At 65.8% G+C, this 15,788-nt stretch carries 15 protein-coding genes; 6 read left to right on the forward strand and 9 right to left on the reverse strand.

The annotated features are described in order from the left end of the window. Nucleotides 1-51: 51 nt before the first annotated feature. Complete coding sequence (locus M1248_RS02220; protein WP_163729655.1) at nt 52-2,058, reverse strand: glycoside hydrolase family 15 protein; 2,007 nt, start codon at nt 2,056-2,058, stop codon at nt 52-54. 67 nt (nt 2,059-2,125) lie between these two features. After that, on the reverse strand, nt 2,126-3,349 hold the full coding sequence (locus M1248_RS02225; RefSeq protein ID WP_163729653.1) for an FAD-dependent oxidoreductase: 1,224 nt from the start codon (nt 3,347-3,349) through the stop codon (nt 2,126-2,128). A gap of 32 nt (nt 3,350-3,381) precedes the next feature. On the opposite strand from M1248_RS02225, the gene M1248_RS02230 reads away from it, so the two are divergent. The 6 genes from M1248_RS02230 to M1248_RS02250 all read left to right on the forward strand — a co-directional run bounded on the left by M1248_RS02230 (nt 3,382) and on the right by M1248_RS02250 (nt 7,719). Beyond that, entirely contained in the window at nt 3,382-3,582 is a 201-nt protein-coding gene (locus M1248_RS02230; RefSeq protein ID WP_083125268.1) for a hypothetical protein, read from the forward strand. A gap of 136 nt (nt 3,583-3,718) precedes the next feature. Then, a complete protein-coding gene (locus M1248_RS33300; RefSeq protein ID WP_350310121.1) occupies nt 3,719-3,811 on the forward strand; it encodes an Ms4533A family Cys-rich leader peptide in 93 nt (30 codons plus the stop codon). Between the two features lie 116 nt (nt 3,812-3,927). Beyond that, nucleotides 3,928-4,959: a sulfate ABC transporter substrate-binding protein gene (locus M1248_RS02235; RefSeq protein ID WP_163729650.1), complete on the forward strand. Its 1,032-nt coding sequence runs from the start codon at nt 3,928-3,930 to the stop codon at nt 4,957-4,959. Next, nucleotides 4,956-5,834 carry a sulfate ABC transporter permease subunit CysT gene (cysT, locus tag M1248_RS02240; protein ID WP_163729648.1) on the forward strand — a complete coding sequence of 293 codons (879 nt, stop codon included), beginning with the start codon at nt 4,956-4,958 and terminating at the stop codon, nt 5,832-5,834. The genes M1248_RS02235 and cysT overlap by 4 nt, the downstream gene beginning before the upstream one ends. Next, nucleotides 5,831-6,643, forward strand: coding sequence for a sulfate ABC transporter permease subunit CysW (cysW, locus tag M1248_RS02245; protein WP_163729646.1), 813 nt, complete (start codon nt 5,831-5,833; stop codon nt 6,641-6,643). Before cysT ends, cysW begins: the two co-directional genes overlap by 4 nt. A gap of 17 nt (nt 6,644-6,660) precedes the next feature. Further along, nucleotides 6,661-7,719, forward strand: a complete 1,059-nt coding sequence (locus M1248_RS02250; RefSeq protein ID WP_163729644.1) for a sulfate/molybdate ABC transporter ATP-binding protein — start codon at nt 6,661-6,663, stop codon at nt 7,717-7,719. 19 nt (nt 7,720-7,738) lie between these two features. Here the strand turns inward: M1248_RS02250 and M1248_RS02255 are convergent, their stop codons facing one another. The 7 genes from M1248_RS02255 to M1248_RS02285 all read right to left on the reverse strand — a co-directional run bounded on the left by M1248_RS02255 (nt 7,739) and on the right by M1248_RS02285 (nt 15,650). After that, complete coding sequence (locus M1248_RS02255) at nt 7,739-8,974, reverse strand: acyl-CoA dehydrogenase family protein (protein ID WP_163729642.1); 1,236 nt, start codon at nt 8,972-8,974, stop codon at nt 7,739-7,741. A gap of 13 nt (nt 8,975-8,987) precedes the next feature. Next, nucleotides 8,988-10,094: an LLM class flavin-dependent oxidoreductase gene (locus M1248_RS02260; protein ID WP_317147415.1), complete on the reverse strand. Its 1,107-nt coding sequence runs from the start codon at nt 10,092-10,094 to the stop codon at nt 8,988-8,990. Then, a complete protein-coding gene (locus tag M1248_RS02265) occupies nt 10,091-11,332 on the reverse strand; it encodes a glutamine synthetase family protein (protein ID WP_317147416.1) in 1,242 nt (413 codons plus the stop codon). The genes M1248_RS02260 and M1248_RS02265 overlap by 4 nt, the downstream gene beginning before the upstream one ends. Nucleotides 11,333-11,440: 108 nt before the next feature. Continuing rightward, nucleotides 11,441-12,880 carry an APC family permease gene (locus M1248_RS02270; protein ID WP_317147417.1) on the reverse strand — a complete coding sequence of 480 codons (1,440 nt, stop codon included), beginning with the start codon at nt 12,878-12,880 and terminating at the stop codon, nt 11,441-11,443. Nucleotides 12,881-12,968: 88 nt separating this feature from the next. Beyond that, entirely contained in the window at nt 12,969-13,778 is an 810-nt protein-coding gene (locus M1248_RS02275; RefSeq protein ID WP_317147418.1) for an ABC transporter ATP-binding protein, read from the reverse strand. Further along, complete coding sequence (locus M1248_RS02280) at nt 13,762-14,790, reverse strand: glycine betaine ABC transporter substrate-binding protein (RefSeq protein ID WP_317147419.1); 1,029 nt, start codon at nt 14,788-14,790, stop codon at nt 13,762-13,764. Before M1248_RS02280 ends, M1248_RS02275 begins: the two co-directional genes overlap by 17 nt. Beyond that, nucleotides 14,787-15,650, reverse strand: a complete 864-nt coding sequence (locus M1248_RS02285) for an ABC transporter permease (RefSeq protein ID WP_317147420.1) — start codon at nt 15,648-15,650, stop codon at nt 14,787-14,789. Before M1248_RS02285 ends, M1248_RS02280 begins: the two co-directional genes overlap by 4 nt. Nucleotides 15,651-15,788: the final 138 nt, after the last annotated feature.

Below are 15,788 nucleotides of genomic sequence, written 5' to 3' on the forward strand. Positions count from 1 at the left end.
GTTGCCTGGCAGGAGTACGCAACGCGCGTAACAGTGCTCGCGGCGGGGTGTCTAGGACGGGGCATTGGCCGGCACGAAAACCCCTGAGCTGTCAGCCTCCTCCTCGGCGCGGATCACGTGGACGACGGCGTTGATCAACGCCAGGTGGGTGAATGCCTGCGGGAAGTTGCCGAGATGCCGTCCGGTCCTCGGCTCGATCTCCTCCGCGTAGAGGTGCAGCGGGCTGGCGAACGACAGCAGCCGTTCACACAGGTGCTTGGCGCGGTGAATCTCGCCGATCTCGACCAGTGCGGACACCAGCCAGAACGAGCAGATCGTGAATGTGCCTTCCTCACCGGACAATCCGTCGTCGGTTTCCTCGACGCGGTACCGCAGCACCAGGCCCTCTTCGGTGAGTTCGTCGGCGATCGCGAGCACCGTTGCGCGCACGCGCGGATCGTCGGAGGGCAGGAACCGGGTCAGCACCGCCAGGAGCAGCGAGGCGTCGAGCGCATCGTCGCCGTAGCGCTGCGTCAGCACGCCGCGGGAGTCCACACCCTTCTTGAGGATGTCGGCCTTGATCTCCTCGGCGATCACGCGCCATTGCTGCGCGTAGGACTTCTCGCCCTGCAACTCCGCAAGTTTGGAGCCTCGGTCCAGTGCGACCCAGCACATGATCTTGCTGGACGTGAAGTGCTGCGGCTCGCCGCGCACCTCCCAGATTCCGCGGTCCGGTTCCTTCCAGTGCTTGATCGCTTCCTCGACCTGTTGCTTGAGCACCGGCCACAGCGTGTCGGAGATCTGCTCACGCGACTTGGCATGCAGATACACCGAATCCAGCATCGTGCCCCAGATGTCGTGCTGCATCTGGTTGTAGGCGCCGTTGCCGATCCGCACCGGGCGGGCGTTGTCGTACCCGGACAGGTGGTGAAGCTCCTCCTCGACGAGGCTGCGTTCACCGCCGACCGCGTACATCACCTGAAGTGGGTGGCGCTCACCGTTGTTGGCGCCGGACACGTCGGCGATGAACGCGAAGAAGTCATCGGCCTCACGGTCCAGACCCAACGTGTACAGACCCCACAGCGCGAACGTCGAGTCACGCACCCAGGCGTAGCGATAGTCCCAGTTACGTTCGCCCTGAGGGGTTTCCGGCAGCGATGTGGTGGGCGCGGCGAGCAGCGCGCCGGTCGGCGAATACGTCAGGCCCTTGAGCGTGAGGGCGCTGCGCTGCAGGTAGGCGCGCCATGGATGATCGGGGAATTCGCCGATGTTGATCCACTGCCGCCAACACTCGCTGGTCGCCCACATCTTATCGGCGGCTTCGTCGTACGTCTGCGGCGCCGGATGCTTGGACCAACTCAACGCCACATAGGCGTTGTCACCCTCCTTCATCCGGGTGCGCGCCCGCGCCTCGTGCCCTTCCAGTCCCAACCGCAGATTGGTCGTCAGCCGCATCGTCGGGTGGGCGTCAGGATCGCGGCTGGCGCGGGCGATCGCCTCGCTGTATGCCTGGGCCGAGTACTCCCATGTCGCGGCGACCCGGTGGTAGTCGAACGCGGGCTCGCAGTTCATCACCAGTTCGACGGTGCCGCTCACACATCGCACGGTGCGCAGCAGAATGTGCTCGGCGTCCCAGTCCATCGGGGTGCGACGGTGCGTCCGCGACCGGGTCTCGAGGTCGTGCCAAGGACCCATCACGAGCGCGTCGCGCACGATCACCCAGCCGGTGTGGGTTTGCCAGGTGGTTTCCAAAATCAGGCTGCCGGGCAGGTAGCGGCGTGCGGCAGGCACCGAAACCCCGTACGGGGCGAGACGGAAATGGCCGGCGCGACGGTCCAGGATGGCGCCGAACACGCTGGGGGAGTCGGGGCGCGGGACACACAACCATTCGACAGACCCCGCCGATGAGATCAGGCAGGTGGTTTCGCAGTCCGACAGGAACGCGTAGTCGGCGATGGGCGGGAACGGGTTCCGCAGGGACCCGCCGGTGGTGTACGGCACCGGGGCCGTCACCGACAACGGGGCGTTGTAATCGATGTCCTTCGATGGCCCACCGGAGGCGGCGTCTTGCAGAACCATCCCGACATCATCGACTGCCGACGTGCCTGGCGTCCACTTATCGCCTGCGTGTCCTGCGAAGGCGCGGTCAGCGCCGAGCAAACTCCGGCACGTGTTCGGGCAGGGGGCCGATGGCGATCCCGTACCCAGCCACAGTGCGCAGCGGGCGAACCCGCGCCGCCATTCGGATGAGCAGCGGCGGTTTGGCCGGCCGGGTCGAGGTCACAGCCACCGCGATGACGCGATTGTGGACGACGCGTTGCACCGCTTGAATGAGCGCCGCCGGCAGCCAGCGCCGGGCCTGGACGCGGGCCAAGGTCTTGGTGGAGACGGCGCCTTCCCGCAGCGGACTCGCCAGCATCCCCGCCGCCGCGACGGCATCTGCCACCGCAAGGTTGATCCCCACCCCACCGACCGGGGACATGGCGTGGGCGGCGTCGCCGATCAGCAACAGGCCGTCGCAATACCATCGCCGCAGCCGGTTGAGCTGCACGTCGAGCAGCTTGACATCGTTGAACGACGTCAAGGAGGCGACGTGGTCGGCCAACCACGGGACGAGGCCCACCACGCCGCGGTGTAGTGCCTCGATGCCCTGCGCCCGAAGTTCGGCATCCCGGCCCTTGGGGATCACGTAGGCGCACTGGTAGTAGTCGCCGCGATCGATCACGATCTGCGCCGCCCCGGCGCCGAGGACACCGGCCAGGCCGGGCGGATCGCCGGCCGCACGGGGGAGCCTGAACCACCACACATCCATCGGCGCCCCGAAGCTTCGGGGCCGCAGACCCATCGCCGCGCGCAGCGTCGACGAACGGCCGTCGCACGCCACCGTCAGAGCGGCACGCATCTCGCGAGTCTCGCCGTCAGCGCCGCGGTAGCGCACCCCGACCACCTTCTCGTCGCTGAGCATCGGCCCGAGCACTTCGGTGCTGCGAAGCAGGCGAAACGTCGGCTCCTTCTCGGCGGCGGCGGCCAGCAACTCGAGGAAATCCCACTGCGGCACAAGCGCAATGTGCTTGTGCGGACCGGGAATTCGGCCCAGATCGATGCCCACCTCGGTGCCCTGGACGCTCATGGTCAGGGTGTCGATCTCACGGTGCGGAACTTGCGCGAACTCCGATGTCAGCCCCAGTTCGTCCAGCAGGCGCAGGGTGCTGGCGTGCACGGTGTCACCGCGGAAGTCGCGCAGAAAATCGGCATGCTTCTCCATGACTGTGACGTTCACGCCCGCACGGGCGAGCAGGAGTCCGAGCATGATGCCCGCGGGACCGCCACCGGCGACGATGCATGTGGTTTCTGATTTCTCGCCCGGCACGACGTCATCTTCGCATCGAATAGTCTGGCCGCATGGGCGGCTTCCTCAGTTGGTGGGACGGTGTGGAGCTGTGGCTCTCCGGACTGCCGTTCGTCGCCCAGACCGCGGTGGTGATGCCGGTCGTGCTGGCCCTGGCCTACGGGGTCGCAGTGGTACTCGACGGAGCACTGGGGAACGGGATACGGGTCTTGCGCCGGGTCAAGCACGACGACGAAGACGTGGACCAGCGATGAGAGGTGGCATGCCGAGGTCGAGGGTGACGTTGGTGCTGGTCATCCTCATGGTGCTGGTCGTCGTCATGTGGTGGCTGACGCGCTAGCGGGCAAACGTGAGCGGAGAACCTGGGAAGACTCTGTTATTGTTCGCGCCATGCGTACGGCATCCGGCAACAAGAGTGGTCATGTCTTGACCCTCATTGCCGTGGGTTTCACCGCCGTCGCTGATGTCTGTTGTTGTCGCTGACTCCACACCCGTCCCGCGGTCTGGTGTCGGTAGCGGCTGAACAGTGCCGACATACTGATGCATAACCTTGCTGTCGTGACGGGATCACCACGTAACTCCCGCAACGAAAGGTCATCATGGTCAACATTCGTAAGACGTGGCGCACCGCCGCCGTCGCGGCGGCATCCGCGGCACTGCTCGCCGCGTGCGGCGGGGGATCCAGCGACGTCGCGGGCGGCGACGGTGAGCAAGGGGCCGCCGACACCACCCTGACGGTGGTCGCCTACGCCGTGCCCGAACCGGGCTGGAGCAAGATCATCCCCGCGTTCGCGGCGACCGAAGAAGGCAAGGGGGTCGCGGTCACCACGTCCTACGGCGCCTCGGGCGACCAGTCGCGTGCCGTCGTCGACGGCAAGCCGGCGGACCTGGTCAACTTCTCGGTCGAACCCGACATCACCCGTCTGGTCAAGGCCGACAAGGTGGCCAAGGACTGGAATGCCGACGCCACCCAGGGCATCCCGTTCGGTTCGGTTGTCTCGCTGGTCGTGCGCAAGGGCAACCCGAGGAACATCAAGGACTGGGATGACCTGCTGCAGCCGGGGCTCGAGGTCGTCAGCCCGAGCCCGCTGAGTTCGGGGTCTGCCAAGTGGAACCTGCTGGCGCCGTACGCCGCCAAGAGCAACGGCGGCCAGGATCAGCAGGCGGGGCTCGACTTCGTCAACAAGTTGGTCACCGAGCACATCCGGACGCGGCCGTCGTCGGGTAGGGAGGCGACCGACCTGTTCCTGCAGGGCACGGGTGATGTGCTACTGAGCTATGAGAACGAGGCGATCAACATCGAGCGCCAGGGTAAGCCGGTCGAGCACGTCAACCCGCCGCAGACCTTCAAGATCGAGAACCCGGTCGCGGTGGTTACGTCCAGCGCGCATCAGGAGCAGGCCAACGCGCTGAAGAACTTCCTCTACACCCCTGAGGGCCAGAAGATCTGGGCCCAGGCCGGCTTCCGGCCGGTTGACCCCGCGGTCGCCGAGGAATTCTCGACCGACTTCCCGACTCCGGAGAAGCTGTGGACGATCGCGGATCTGGGCGGCTGGAGTGAGGTCGACCCCGCGCTGTTCGACAAGGACAATGGATCGATCACCAAGATCTACAAACAGGCCACCGGATGACAGCTGCTCTTGACGACGAGGCGACCCGGCCGAAATCCACCGGGAGTGGTGGAGCCGGGCCGCCTCGCGGCTTCTTCAGGAGCCGCTACGGCAGCACGCGGCTGCGCGTCGGCGTCGCGACGACATGGCTGTCGGTCATTGTGCTGCTGCCGCTCGCCGCGATCGTGTGGCAATCGGCAGGCGGCGGCTGGGCCGCGTTCTGGCAGGCGATCACCTCCAACGGCGCGCTCGAGTCGTTCCGTGTCACGTTGACGGTGTCGCTGGCGGTCGCGGTCGTCAACCTGTTCTTCGGATTGATCGTCGCGTGGGTGCTGACACGCGACGACTTTCCCGGAAAGCGCTACGTCGACGCGATCATCGACCTGCCGTTCGCGCTGCCGACCATCGTCGCCAGCCTCGTGATGTTGGCCCTGTACGGCCCCAACAGTCCGGTTGGCATCTCGCTCCAGCAGACCATCTGGGGCATCGGCATCGCGCTGGCGTTCGTCACGTTGCCGTTCGTCGTTCGTTCGGTGCAACCGGTGCTGCTGGAACTGGACCGGGAGGTCGAGGAGGCGGCGGCGTCGTTGGGTGCCGACAACTTCACCATCTTCCGGCTGGTGATCCTGCCCGCGCTGCTGCCGTCGCTGCTGTCAGGAGCGGGCCTGGCTTTCTCCCGCGCGATCGGCGAGTACGGTTCCGTCGTGCTCATCGGCGGTGCGGTTCCGGGCGAGACAGAGGTCTCTTCCCAGTACATCCGCCAACTCATCGAGTTCGACGATCGGACCGGCGCCGCAGCGGTATCCATTGTGCTGCTGGTCATTTCGTTCGTCGTCCTGTTCATTCTTCGCACCATCGGATCGCGGGCGGCGAAGCGGGAGGAGCTGGCCGCATGATCCTGTCCCGCACCACGCGGTACCTGCTCCGATTCCTGGCGCTCGGGTATGTCTTGGTCCTGCTCGTCGTGCCGGTCGGACTGATCCTCTGGCGGACGTTCGAGCCCGGAGTCGGCGCCTTCTTCGAGTCGATCACCACTCCGGCTGCCATTTCGGCACTGCAACTGTCTTTGATCGTGGTCGCGATCGTGGTGCCGCTCAACGTCGTCTTCGGGGTGCCGACCGCGCTGGTGTTGGCGCGCAACAAGTTCCGCGGCAAGAGCGTGTTGCAAGCGGTCATCGATCTGCCGTTCGCGGTGTCACCCGTGGTGGTCGGCGTGGCGCTCATCCTGCTGTGGGGCTCGACCGGTGTGTTCGGCTTTCTCGAGAACGACTTCGGTATCAAGATCATTTTCGGCTTCGCCGGGATCGTGCTCGCCAGTATTTTCGTGACGATCCCGTATGTCATCCGTGAGGTCGAACCGGTGCTGCACGAGTTGGGTACTGACCAGGAGGAAGCCGCGTCGACACTGGGTTCCAGTGGGTGGCAGACGTTCTGGCGGATCACGCTGCCCTCGATCAAATGGGGCCTCATGTACGGCGTCGTCTTGACCGTCGCGCGCACGCTCGGCGAATACGGCGCGGTGATCATGGTGTCGTCGAACCTGCCCGGTATCTCCCAGACCCTGACGCTGCTGGTATCCGACCGTCATGCACGCGGTGCGGAGTACGGGGCGTACGCGATCTCCACACTGCTCATGGCGGTGGCCGTCGTCGTCCTGATCGCCCAAGTGATTCTCGACGCCCGCCGCGAAAATACAAGCAAATAGGCTTGAGGAGCCCTGATATGACGAACGCGATCACCGTACGGAACGCGAACAAGCGCTACGGCGACTTCGCAGCTCTGGACAACATCGACTTCGACGTTCCCGCGGGTTCGCTGACCGCGCTGCTCGGCCCCAGCGGTTCGGGCAAATCAACGCTGCTGCGCGCGATCGCGGGACTCGACCAGCCAGATACCGGGACCATCACCATCAATGGCGAGGACGTCACCGGCGTCCCGCCGCAGCGCCGCGGCATCGGCTTCGTCTTCCAGCACTACGCGGCGTTCAAGCATCTGTCCGTCCGCGACAACGTCGCCTTCGGCTTGAAGATCCGAAAGAAGTCGAAGGCGGAGATCGCCGAGAAGGTCGACAACCTCCTTGAAGTCGTTGGGCTCGCCGGTTTTCAAACTCGCTACCCCAACCAGCTCTCCGGTGGGCAGCGCCAGCGTATGGCGCTGGCCCGGGCACTCGCCGTCGACCCGCAGGTGCTGTTGCTGGACGAGCCGTTCGGCGCCTTGGACGCCAAGGTCCGCGAAGACTTGCGGGCGTGGCTGCGACGACTGCACGACGAAGTACACGTCACCACTGTGCTGGTGACGCACGATCAGGCGGAGGCGCTCGACGTCGCCGACCGGATCGCGGTGCTCAACAAGGGCCGCATCGAACAGGTCGGTTCGCCAACCGATGTCTACGACAAGCCGGCCAACGCATTCGTGATGTCGTTCCTCGGAGCGGTCTCATCCCTCAACGGCAGCCTGGTCCGGCCGCACGACATTCGCGTCGGCCGCAATCCCGATATGGCGATCGCGAACTCCGACGATTCTGTTCAGACCACTGGAGTGCTGCGAGCCACCATCGACCGAATCGTCATGTTGGGCTTCGAGGTCCGCGTAGAGCTGACCAGCGCCGCGGACAAGACCCCGTTCACGGCGCAGATCACGCGTGGTGACGCTGAGGCGCTCGGCCTCAAGGAGGGGGACACCGTGTACGTGCGTGCGACGCGGGTTCCGGCGCTGCCCGGCGGTACCGACCTTCCCGCCGCCGACAAAGCTGACGAGGACGAGTCGCTGACATCGGCCTGATCCGGCTGCTCCGCCCAGCTCAGAAGTAGCCGTTCGCAGGTGGGCTCACGCCGTTGACCGCGTAGTTGCCCGCCGCATACGCCTTGTACGCCAACGGGCTGTGCGTGGCGACGGTGCGGGCGTTGCGCCAGTGCCGGTCCAGGTTCAGCGCGCGGGCGGTGGCTGACGCGCCGCCGGTGTCGAACAGCCGCTCCGCGGCCGAGATGGTCAGCTTTTCGGCCACCAACTGCGCCTTGGCGACCGTGACGGCGACGTCGGTGACCGCGTGCTGGTCGTGCTCCAAACCGTGACCGACGAGCCGGTCGATCGAATCAGCTGCCGCCAACACGATGGCTTCGGCCGACGATGCGGACGCCGAGATGTCCCCGACAGCCTGCAGGACAAAGGGATCCGTCGCCGCGCTGTCAGCCACCGAATGTGACGCCGGACGCGCCTTTGTGCGGACGTAGTCGACCGCGTCGTCGAAGACGGCGTAGGCGATACCGACCGCCACCGACGCCAAGTACAGCTGCAGGAACGCGGTCCCGTGTCCCAGCGTGGTGCCCTCGGATACGGTGACGACCTCGTTGGGCCGAACCTCGACCTCGGTGAACCGCGTTCCGCCGCTGGCGGTGGTGCGCTGGCCGAATCCGTCCCAATCGTCGAACAAGTCGACCCCCGTGCGGTCCGCCGGGACGATCACCTGCACATCGCGGCCGTCGGCGTCCAGGGCCGATACCGCGATCACATCGGCGAACAACGTGCCGGTGGAGTAGAACTTGTAGCCGTTGAGCCGCAGCACCCCCGAGGTGTCGGGCAACACCTTGGTGTCGGCGCTCGACGGCGCCCTGCCCGCGGCGTCGGTGATCGCGTTGCCGACGACGAGCCCCGCGTTCACGCGCGGAAACCACTCGCTGCGCTCACCGGGTACCGCGCGGTTACTCAGCAGACGTTCGGAGAAGCCGAAATGCGCCCGCAGCGCCTGGGCGACATTGGAACTGCCGCGGCCGATCTGAATCACCGCGGTCAGTACGTCGCGCACCGTGCCACCGGGGCCGCCGAACTCGGTCGGCACCCGTAGTGCGAGCACGCCCGTCCGCCGGATCGCTTCGACGGCGGCGTACTGCAGCACCCGCTCGCGTTCGGCGGCCGGGTCTTCGCGCCGCAACGTGGCGACGACATCCGTGAGTCGGGCCAACCGTTCGTCGACCGAGCCGCCGAGTGGCTGGGTAGAGAACGGCGTGCGCGGTGCGACGGGTTCGCGGGTGACGGTCAAAGCAGCTCCATGTTTATCGGAAGTGGGGAATGATCTTGTCCGCGAACCGGTCCAGTTCCGACTCGATGGGCTGGAACTGGAGCATGAACAGCTCGATGCCGGCGTCGTGGAACACGTCGATGCGCTCGATCACCTGGTCGTAGGAACCGACCAGGCCGGCCAGCGTCCCGCCGTTCGAGCCGATGCGCTTGGTGCCGGAAAGGACCTTGTACATCTGGGTCTTCGGGTCGGTGCCGCCGGAGATCTCAGGGCGGGTCTCGGCATCGTCGAGCGAATGAAGATAGTCCAGCTCTGCGATCGCCTCCTCCTCGGTCTCCCGCGCGATCACAAAGGCGGACAGGCCGAATCGCAGCGGTGCACCGTGGCGCGGCCGGCTGCGCAGGTCCTCGACGACGTCTATGGTCTCGAGAAGCGGACGGCCGTTGATAAAGAACACGTCCGCGTGTTCGGCGGCCAGCTCCCGGCCCGGTTCGGATTCTCCGCCGACGTATAGCGGTGGCGGGTCGGCCGGCGCGGGGCGGATCACGGCGGGGTGACCGCCACGGTCGCCGATCGCGACGTGCTTACCTGCCCATAATTCGATGACGCTTGCCAGCCACTCGTGCGAATATGCGTACCTGTCATCGTGTTCCAGCGGATCGAGCCCCAGGCCTTCGAGCTCGGGCAGAAACCATCCGGTGACGAGGTTGACCGACAGGCGACCGTCCGCGATGTCGGCGACGTTGGCGGCGATCTTCGCGAAGACCAACGGGTTGAACAACAGCGGTTTGACCGCACCGATCAACTCGATGCGTGACGTCGCCTCGGCAAGTGCCGCGATCGTGGACCACGTTTCGAGGACGTCGTCCTCGGTGTTGCTCGGGTGGATGACGTGCTGCGCCAGCAAAGTGGAGTCGAACCCGGCCGATTCGGCGCGCAGCAGCAGATCGCGGGTGCGGCGGTAGCTCGCGTCGGGCGGGTCATGGGGGTGCAGGCGGGCACCGTGGTTGCCGTAGACGGGCGCCCACACCCCGAAACGCGGAGCCGGAAGGCCGGCGACATTGGAACGCGGAGCCGGAAGGCCGGCGACATTGGCAGGCGGAGCCGGAAGGCCGGCGACATTGGTAGGTGGTGTGCTCACGAGCGGGTCAGGTAGCGCTCGCGTTCCCAGTCGCTGACCTCATTCGAGTACTCCACCCATTCGCTGCGGGCCAGTGCCGCGAAGTCGCGTACCGAATCGGCGCCGAGGATGTCTGCGATGGTGTCGTCGCGGGTCGCGAGTTCCAGTGCCACACCGAGTGATTCGGGCAGCGGAACACCTTTGATGTACAGGTTGCCGCCCTCGGCCGGCGGGGGATTGGACTTCGCTTCCAGTCCCGCGATCACCGCAGCCAGCGCCGAGGCGATCAGCCAGTACGGGTTGGCGTCCGACGCGCCGCTGCGCAGTTCGATACGGGTGGCCGACGGGTTGGTTTCCACCAGTGAGCGCACCGCGGCGCTGCGGTTGTCGCGGCTCCATGTCACGGTGGCCGGTGCGAACGAGTCGGGTACGAAGCGCCGGTATGCGTTGACCGAATGCGCCCCGAACAAGGTGATCGACGGAAGATGCTCGAGCAGACCCGCGATCGCGTGCAGGGCGGTCTGGCTCTCGGCGCCGTCGTTTGGAGCGAAGGCCGGTTCGCCGTCGCGCCACAGCGAGATGTGCAGATGCTGGCTGCTGCCGGAGCGCTCGGTGAACGGCTTGGGCATGAAAGTGGCGAGCTTGCCGTGCTTTCGGGCCACCTCCTTGGCGGCATACTTGAGCCGAACAGCATCGTCCGCGGCTTCCAGCGCATCGGTGTAGACCAGGTTGGTCTCGATCTGGCCTGGGCCGTACTCGGTTTGGATGCCCTCCAGGCGGGTGAAGACACTCAGCGTCTCGTAGAGATCGGTGAGTAGCGGATCGAGTGCGTTGGCGTTTTCCAACGAGTAGGCGTGGATGTCGTCCTGGAACGGTGATCCGTCGGTGTTGAGCAGGTACAGCTCGAACTCCACGCCGATCTTCGCGGTGTAGCCCAGCGATCCGAGCCGCGCCAGGACTTTCCGTAGGACTGCGCGAGGGTCGAGCAGCGACGGACTGCGGTCGTGGGAGACGATGTCGGAGATCACGTGACCTACTCGCGGGCGCCACGGCAGGGGCCGGTAGGTCGCGAGGTCGGGCACCGCGAACACGTCGGGGTAGCCGCCGATCCAGTTCGTGAGATCGAGTGAGTCGACGACTGCACCCTCGGTGTTCCAGCCCAAAGACGCTTCGCAGAAGGCGAATCCACTGCCCAGTGCAGCGGTTGAGGAACTGCGACGCCGGAATCCGTTTGCCCTGCGCATGGCCGAACGGATCACTCCACGCCACCTCGATCTCGTGGAGTGAGCCGTCGCCGAGGGCATGGCGCAGTTCGCGCTCCTTCGCCGAAGTCGTGCGCGGGAACGCCGGCGCATCCACCGTCTTCGTCATGACTGTGCGACGGTGCTGTAGCGCACCCTCGTTCCGACGACGGCGCCCGCCGCGAACGCCGCGACGAGCAAGCCGACGATGACCCAGGCCAGCAGGCTGGAGCCGCCGACGAGGGTGTCTAGATTGGCGAGGATGAGCACCAACGATCCGACCAACCCGACCAGCCCGAGCGCCGGGGCGATGCGCACCCGCCACTGCGAGTGCCCACGGCGGTCCTTCCCGAAGAAGACCAGGACCGCAACGCTGGTCGCGATCAGCAGCACGATGACACCGACGGTCGTCGCACCGGCGAACCAGGTGTAGAACTGCGCGGCAGGGTCGAGCTGGAACACCACGGCGAGTGCGACGCTGACCGCGACGACGCCGGAAATCCACAGCGACGCCTTGTGCGGCGAGCCGTGTTTGACATGCGGGCGGCTCAGCGACTCCGGTAAGACGTCGCGCTGCGACAGGGCGAAAAGGTAGCGCGATGCGATCGTGTGGAACGCGAGGATGCAGGCGAACAGGCTGGTGAAGTAGAGCACGGTGATTATGTCGGCACCCACGATGCCGATGTAGCGCGACGCGGTGTCACCCAGGAAAGTGCCTCCCGAATCGGTGGCGCGTGCCACCGCCGCCGCGTCACCCCAGCCCGAGATCAGTGCCCAGCTGGTGACCGCGTAGAAGACGCCGATCAGGATCAATGCGACGTAGGTGGCCCGCGGGATGGTGCGTTCGGGTGTGCGGGCCTCGTCGCGATAGATCGCCGTCGCCTCGAAGCCGACATAGCTGATGATCGCGAAAAGCAGTCCGATGCCCAGGGATCCGGAGACGATGGCACTCGGATCGATGATCCCCGTCGACAAACCTTGGTCACCGCCGCGGGCGACGATGACGAGATCGAGAACCACGACAATCGCGATCTCGGCGGTCAGCAGCACCCCGAGCACCTTGCTGGACAGTTCGATGTTGCGGTACCCGAGGAACGTCACTACGGCGAAGGCGAGCGCAGCGAACAGCCACCACGGCAGTGCGGGCCCGCCGACGAGTTCGACGACGGCGGCGCCTGCGGGTCCCAGCAGACCGTAGACACCGGCCTCCAGCGCCACGTAGCTGACGATCGCGACGAAGGCGATGCCGATACCTGCGGGCATCCCCAATGACTTTCGGACATAAGAGAAGAACGCTCCGGCCTCGTCGACGAACGGCGTCATCGCCGTGAATCCGACCGCGAACAGCAGCAGGATGATCGTCGAGATGATGAACGTCGCAGGGAAGCCGGCTCCGTTGCCCGAGGCGAGGCCCAATGGAACGACGCCGCCGATCACGCCCAGCGGCGCGGCCGCGGCCACCACCAGGAAGACGATGGACGCCACCCCGAGATTGCCGCGCAGCTGGCGTGCCGGTGCCGGCGGATCATCTCTCAAAGAATCTGGCGCAGCTGTTATTTCGGACATGGTGCCATCCTTCGATGAGTCGATAGGGTTATTGGACGCTAGGCCGATACGCGATGGGTCACCACATCTGAAGTCAGCGTGAGTCTTATTACGCGGCCGCGGCCTTGACCGCGCGGCCTACCTCGGTGCGAATCGCCGTGTACTCGGGTGAGCGGCGGAGTTCGTCGACGTCGACGCCCGTGCGGGGAAGGTCGACTGGAAGGTCCAAGGCCACTTGTCCCGGGCGGCGCGTGAGCACCACGATGCGTGAACCGAGGAAGGCGGCCTCGTCGGCACTGTGCGTTACGAACACGGTGGTGCGGCCCGATTCCGCGCTGACCTGGCGGACATCTTCCTGCAGTCGCTCCCGGGTGAGCGCGTCGAGCGCCGCGAACGGCTCGTCGAGCAGGAACAGCGGGGTCTCGGCCGCCAGTGCGCGGGCGATCGCGACGCGCTGCTGTTGGCCACCGCTGATCTCCCAGATCTTGCGGTCGGTAGTCCCTTCCAGACCCACTCGCGACAGCAGTTGGTCGCGGCGAGCGGCCCGGCGTTCGCGAGGCACTTTCGCGTACTTGAGTGCCAGGTCGATGTTTCCGCAGACCGTGCGCCAGGGGAACAGTCGCGGCTGCTGAAACACCACACCGGCCGTCACCCCCGGTGTCGGTGGTGTGCCCGATACCTGCACCTGCCCTTCGCTGGGCGACTCGAAGCCGGCCAGCAGCCGCAACAGCGTGCTCTTTCCGCAGCCCGACGCGCCGACCAGCACCAGGAACGATCCGGGGTCGATGCTGAGGTCGACCGGACCCAGCGCGGTGACCGCGTTGCGCCCACTGCCGTAGCGATGCGACACTCCGGCTATCCGGATGGCCGCGTTGTTGTTCTGTCGGACAACGTCTTTCAGATCACTGACTGAGGACACCGGGCAAACCCTTGGTGTAAATCGCATCCTGGAACGTCTGCAGCGGTGCCGCCGACGGAATCTGCTTCTGATCAGCCAGGAACTGCGATGCGCTCTGCAGGTTGTTCGCGAGGTTACCCGGCTTGCCTTCGCCACCAAGCCACTCAGCAGAGGCGACCTCCTCAGGCGTGAGGAACACTCCCTGCTTGATCTGACCCTCGGTCTCCTCGGGCGACAATCCGATCTCGGCGGCGACGGCCTTGGCGGCTGCGGCGGGATCATCGTGAATCAACGTCAGTGCGCGTGCCTCCTGCTGGCGCCAGGTGTCGACGACCTCCGGATGTGCAGCGGCGAATTCGTCGGACACCACACCCAGATCCAGCGTCGGCTTCCCGTCCTTCGCCAGTTGGCGGCTGGTGATGAGGTCCTTACCGCTCTTGCGCAGATCGTCCAGCGTGGGCAGCCATGTGTACGCCGCGTCGATGTCGCCACGGTCCCATGCGGCCAGAATCGCCTGGGGCTGCAGGTCGACCAGCTGAACATCGTTGGGAGACAGCCCATGCTGGGCGAGTGCGGCCAGCACGCTGTAATGCGCCGTCGAGGCAAACGGAGTGGCGACCCGCTTGCCCCTCAGCTGCGCGATGGTGTCGATACCGCTGCCGTTGCGTGCGACCAGCGCCTCGTTGTCACCGGCCACGTCGAGGACGAACGCGACCTTGTACGGGATGTTCAGTGGCGCCGACAATCCGCGGGCCACCGGGCTGGATCCCAGGGCGCCGAAGTCGAGTTCCTTGGCGATGAACGCGGTGTTCACGTCGGCGCCGGAGTCGAACTTCGTCCACTTGATGTTGTAGTCGGGCAGCGCTTCTTCTAGCCAGCGGCTGTTCTTCACGATCAGGTCACCGCTGGGGAAGGTCTGATACCCGATTCGGATTGTCGGCTTGTCCGCCTGCTGTCCCGACTGGTCGACGGAGCAACCGGCCAGCGCCAGTGTGGCAACAACCAATGCAGCGAATACGGTTTTCAATCTCATATCTTTCCTCTCCAGGGGACAGCGCGCCGTTCGATGGCACGGAGCAGACCGTCGATGATTAGTCCGGAGATGCCGATGGCGAAGATGCCGACGAGCACGACCGGAGTGTTGTTGTAATTGCTTGCGTCCTTTACCAATCCGCCGACACCGGGGATGCCGTTGAACAGTTCGGCGGCCACCACGGACGAGTAGGCCATGCCGACCGCCAGGCGGATGCCGGTGAACGTCTCGGGCAGCGCCGAGGGGACGACGACGTCACGGATGACCTCGGTGCGCGAAGCGCCAAGTGCGCGAGCGGCTTCCTGCAGACCCACCGGTGCCGCGACGACGGCTGCGGTGGTCGCCACCGCCGCGGGCGGCAGCGCGGCCAGCGCCAGTAGCGTGATCTTGGGTGCCTCGTCGATGCCGAGCCAGATGACGAGAAGGAAGAAGTAGGCCAGCGGGGGCAGTGCGCGCAGGAACGTCAGCCAGGGTTCGAGCACACTGCGTACCCAACCGATCGAGCCCATGATCAGGCCGAGCAGCACTCCGAGCGCTACACCGATGACGACACCGGCGAGCACCCGGCGCAACGTCATGTAGAGGTGTTCCCACAACAGGTAGCCGGCGTATCCACGGACTCCGTCGTGGGTGGTCGACACGTCGACGAAGGCCTGCCACACCGTGCTGGGGTAGGGCACAAACGTCTGATTCCAGATGCCACTGGCCGCCGCCAGCTGCCACACGACGAAGAAGACGATCAACGACAGCAGGGGGAGTGCCGCGCGGGTGAGCCTGCCGCGCCACTTGCCTGCGGGCGGCGCGGAAGCCGGCGAGCCGACCTGCGGCTCGTCGGGAGCGATATCTACAAACACCGACACTGTGTGCGACCTTCTGTTGCTGAGATGGAACGGAAATGGCTCAGCGACAGCAGAAGTCGTCAGACAGCGCGGTGGTCATTCCGCTATTACTACCGGCTTCCGCGTGCGGCGTGCAGGGCTAGGCTCAGTGCGAATTTA

This window comes from Mycobacterium sp. 29Ha (assembly GCF_032883055.1).
Lineage (GTDB): Bacteria > Actinomycetota > Actinomycetes > Mycobacteriales > Mycobacteriaceae > Mycobacterium > Mycobacterium gallinarum.

Excerpts from the sequence above, each read along its gene's own strand:
- M1248_RS02270 (WP_317147417.1), bottom strand. The coding sequence starts at position 12,880 with ATGTCCGAAATAACAGCTGCGCCAGATTCTTTGAGAGATGATCCGCCG.
- cysW (WP_163729646.1), top strand. The coding sequence starts at position 5,831 with ATGATCCTGTCCCGCACCACGCGGTACCTGCTCCGATTCCTGGCGCTC.
- M1248_RS02230 (WP_083125268.1), top strand. The coding sequence starts at position 3,382 with ATGGGCGGCTTCCTCAGTTGGTGGGACGGTGTGGAGCTGTGGCTCTCC.
- cysT (WP_163729648.1), top strand. The coding sequence starts at position 4,956 with ATGACAGCTGCTCTTGACGACGAGGCGACCCGGCCGAAATCCACCGGG.
- M1248_RS02220 (WP_163729655.1), bottom strand. The coding sequence starts at position 2,058 with ATGGTTCTGCAAGACGCCGCCTCCGGTGGGCCATCGAAGGACATCGAT.
- M1248_RS33300 (WP_350310121.1), top strand. The coding sequence starts at position 3,719 with ATGCGTACGGCATCCGGCAACAAGAGTGGTCATGTCTTGACCCTCATT.
- M1248_RS02250 (WP_163729644.1), top strand. The coding sequence starts at position 6,661 with ATGACGAACGCGATCACCGTACGGAACGCGAACAAGCGCTACGGCGAC.
- M1248_RS02235 (WP_163729650.1), top strand. The coding sequence starts at position 3,928 with ATGGTCAACATTCGTAAGACGTGGCGCACCGCCGCCGTCGCGGCGGCA.
- M1248_RS02280 (WP_317147419.1), bottom strand. The coding sequence starts at position 14,790 with ATGAGATTGAAAACCGTATTCGCTGCATTGGTTGTTGCCACACTGGCG.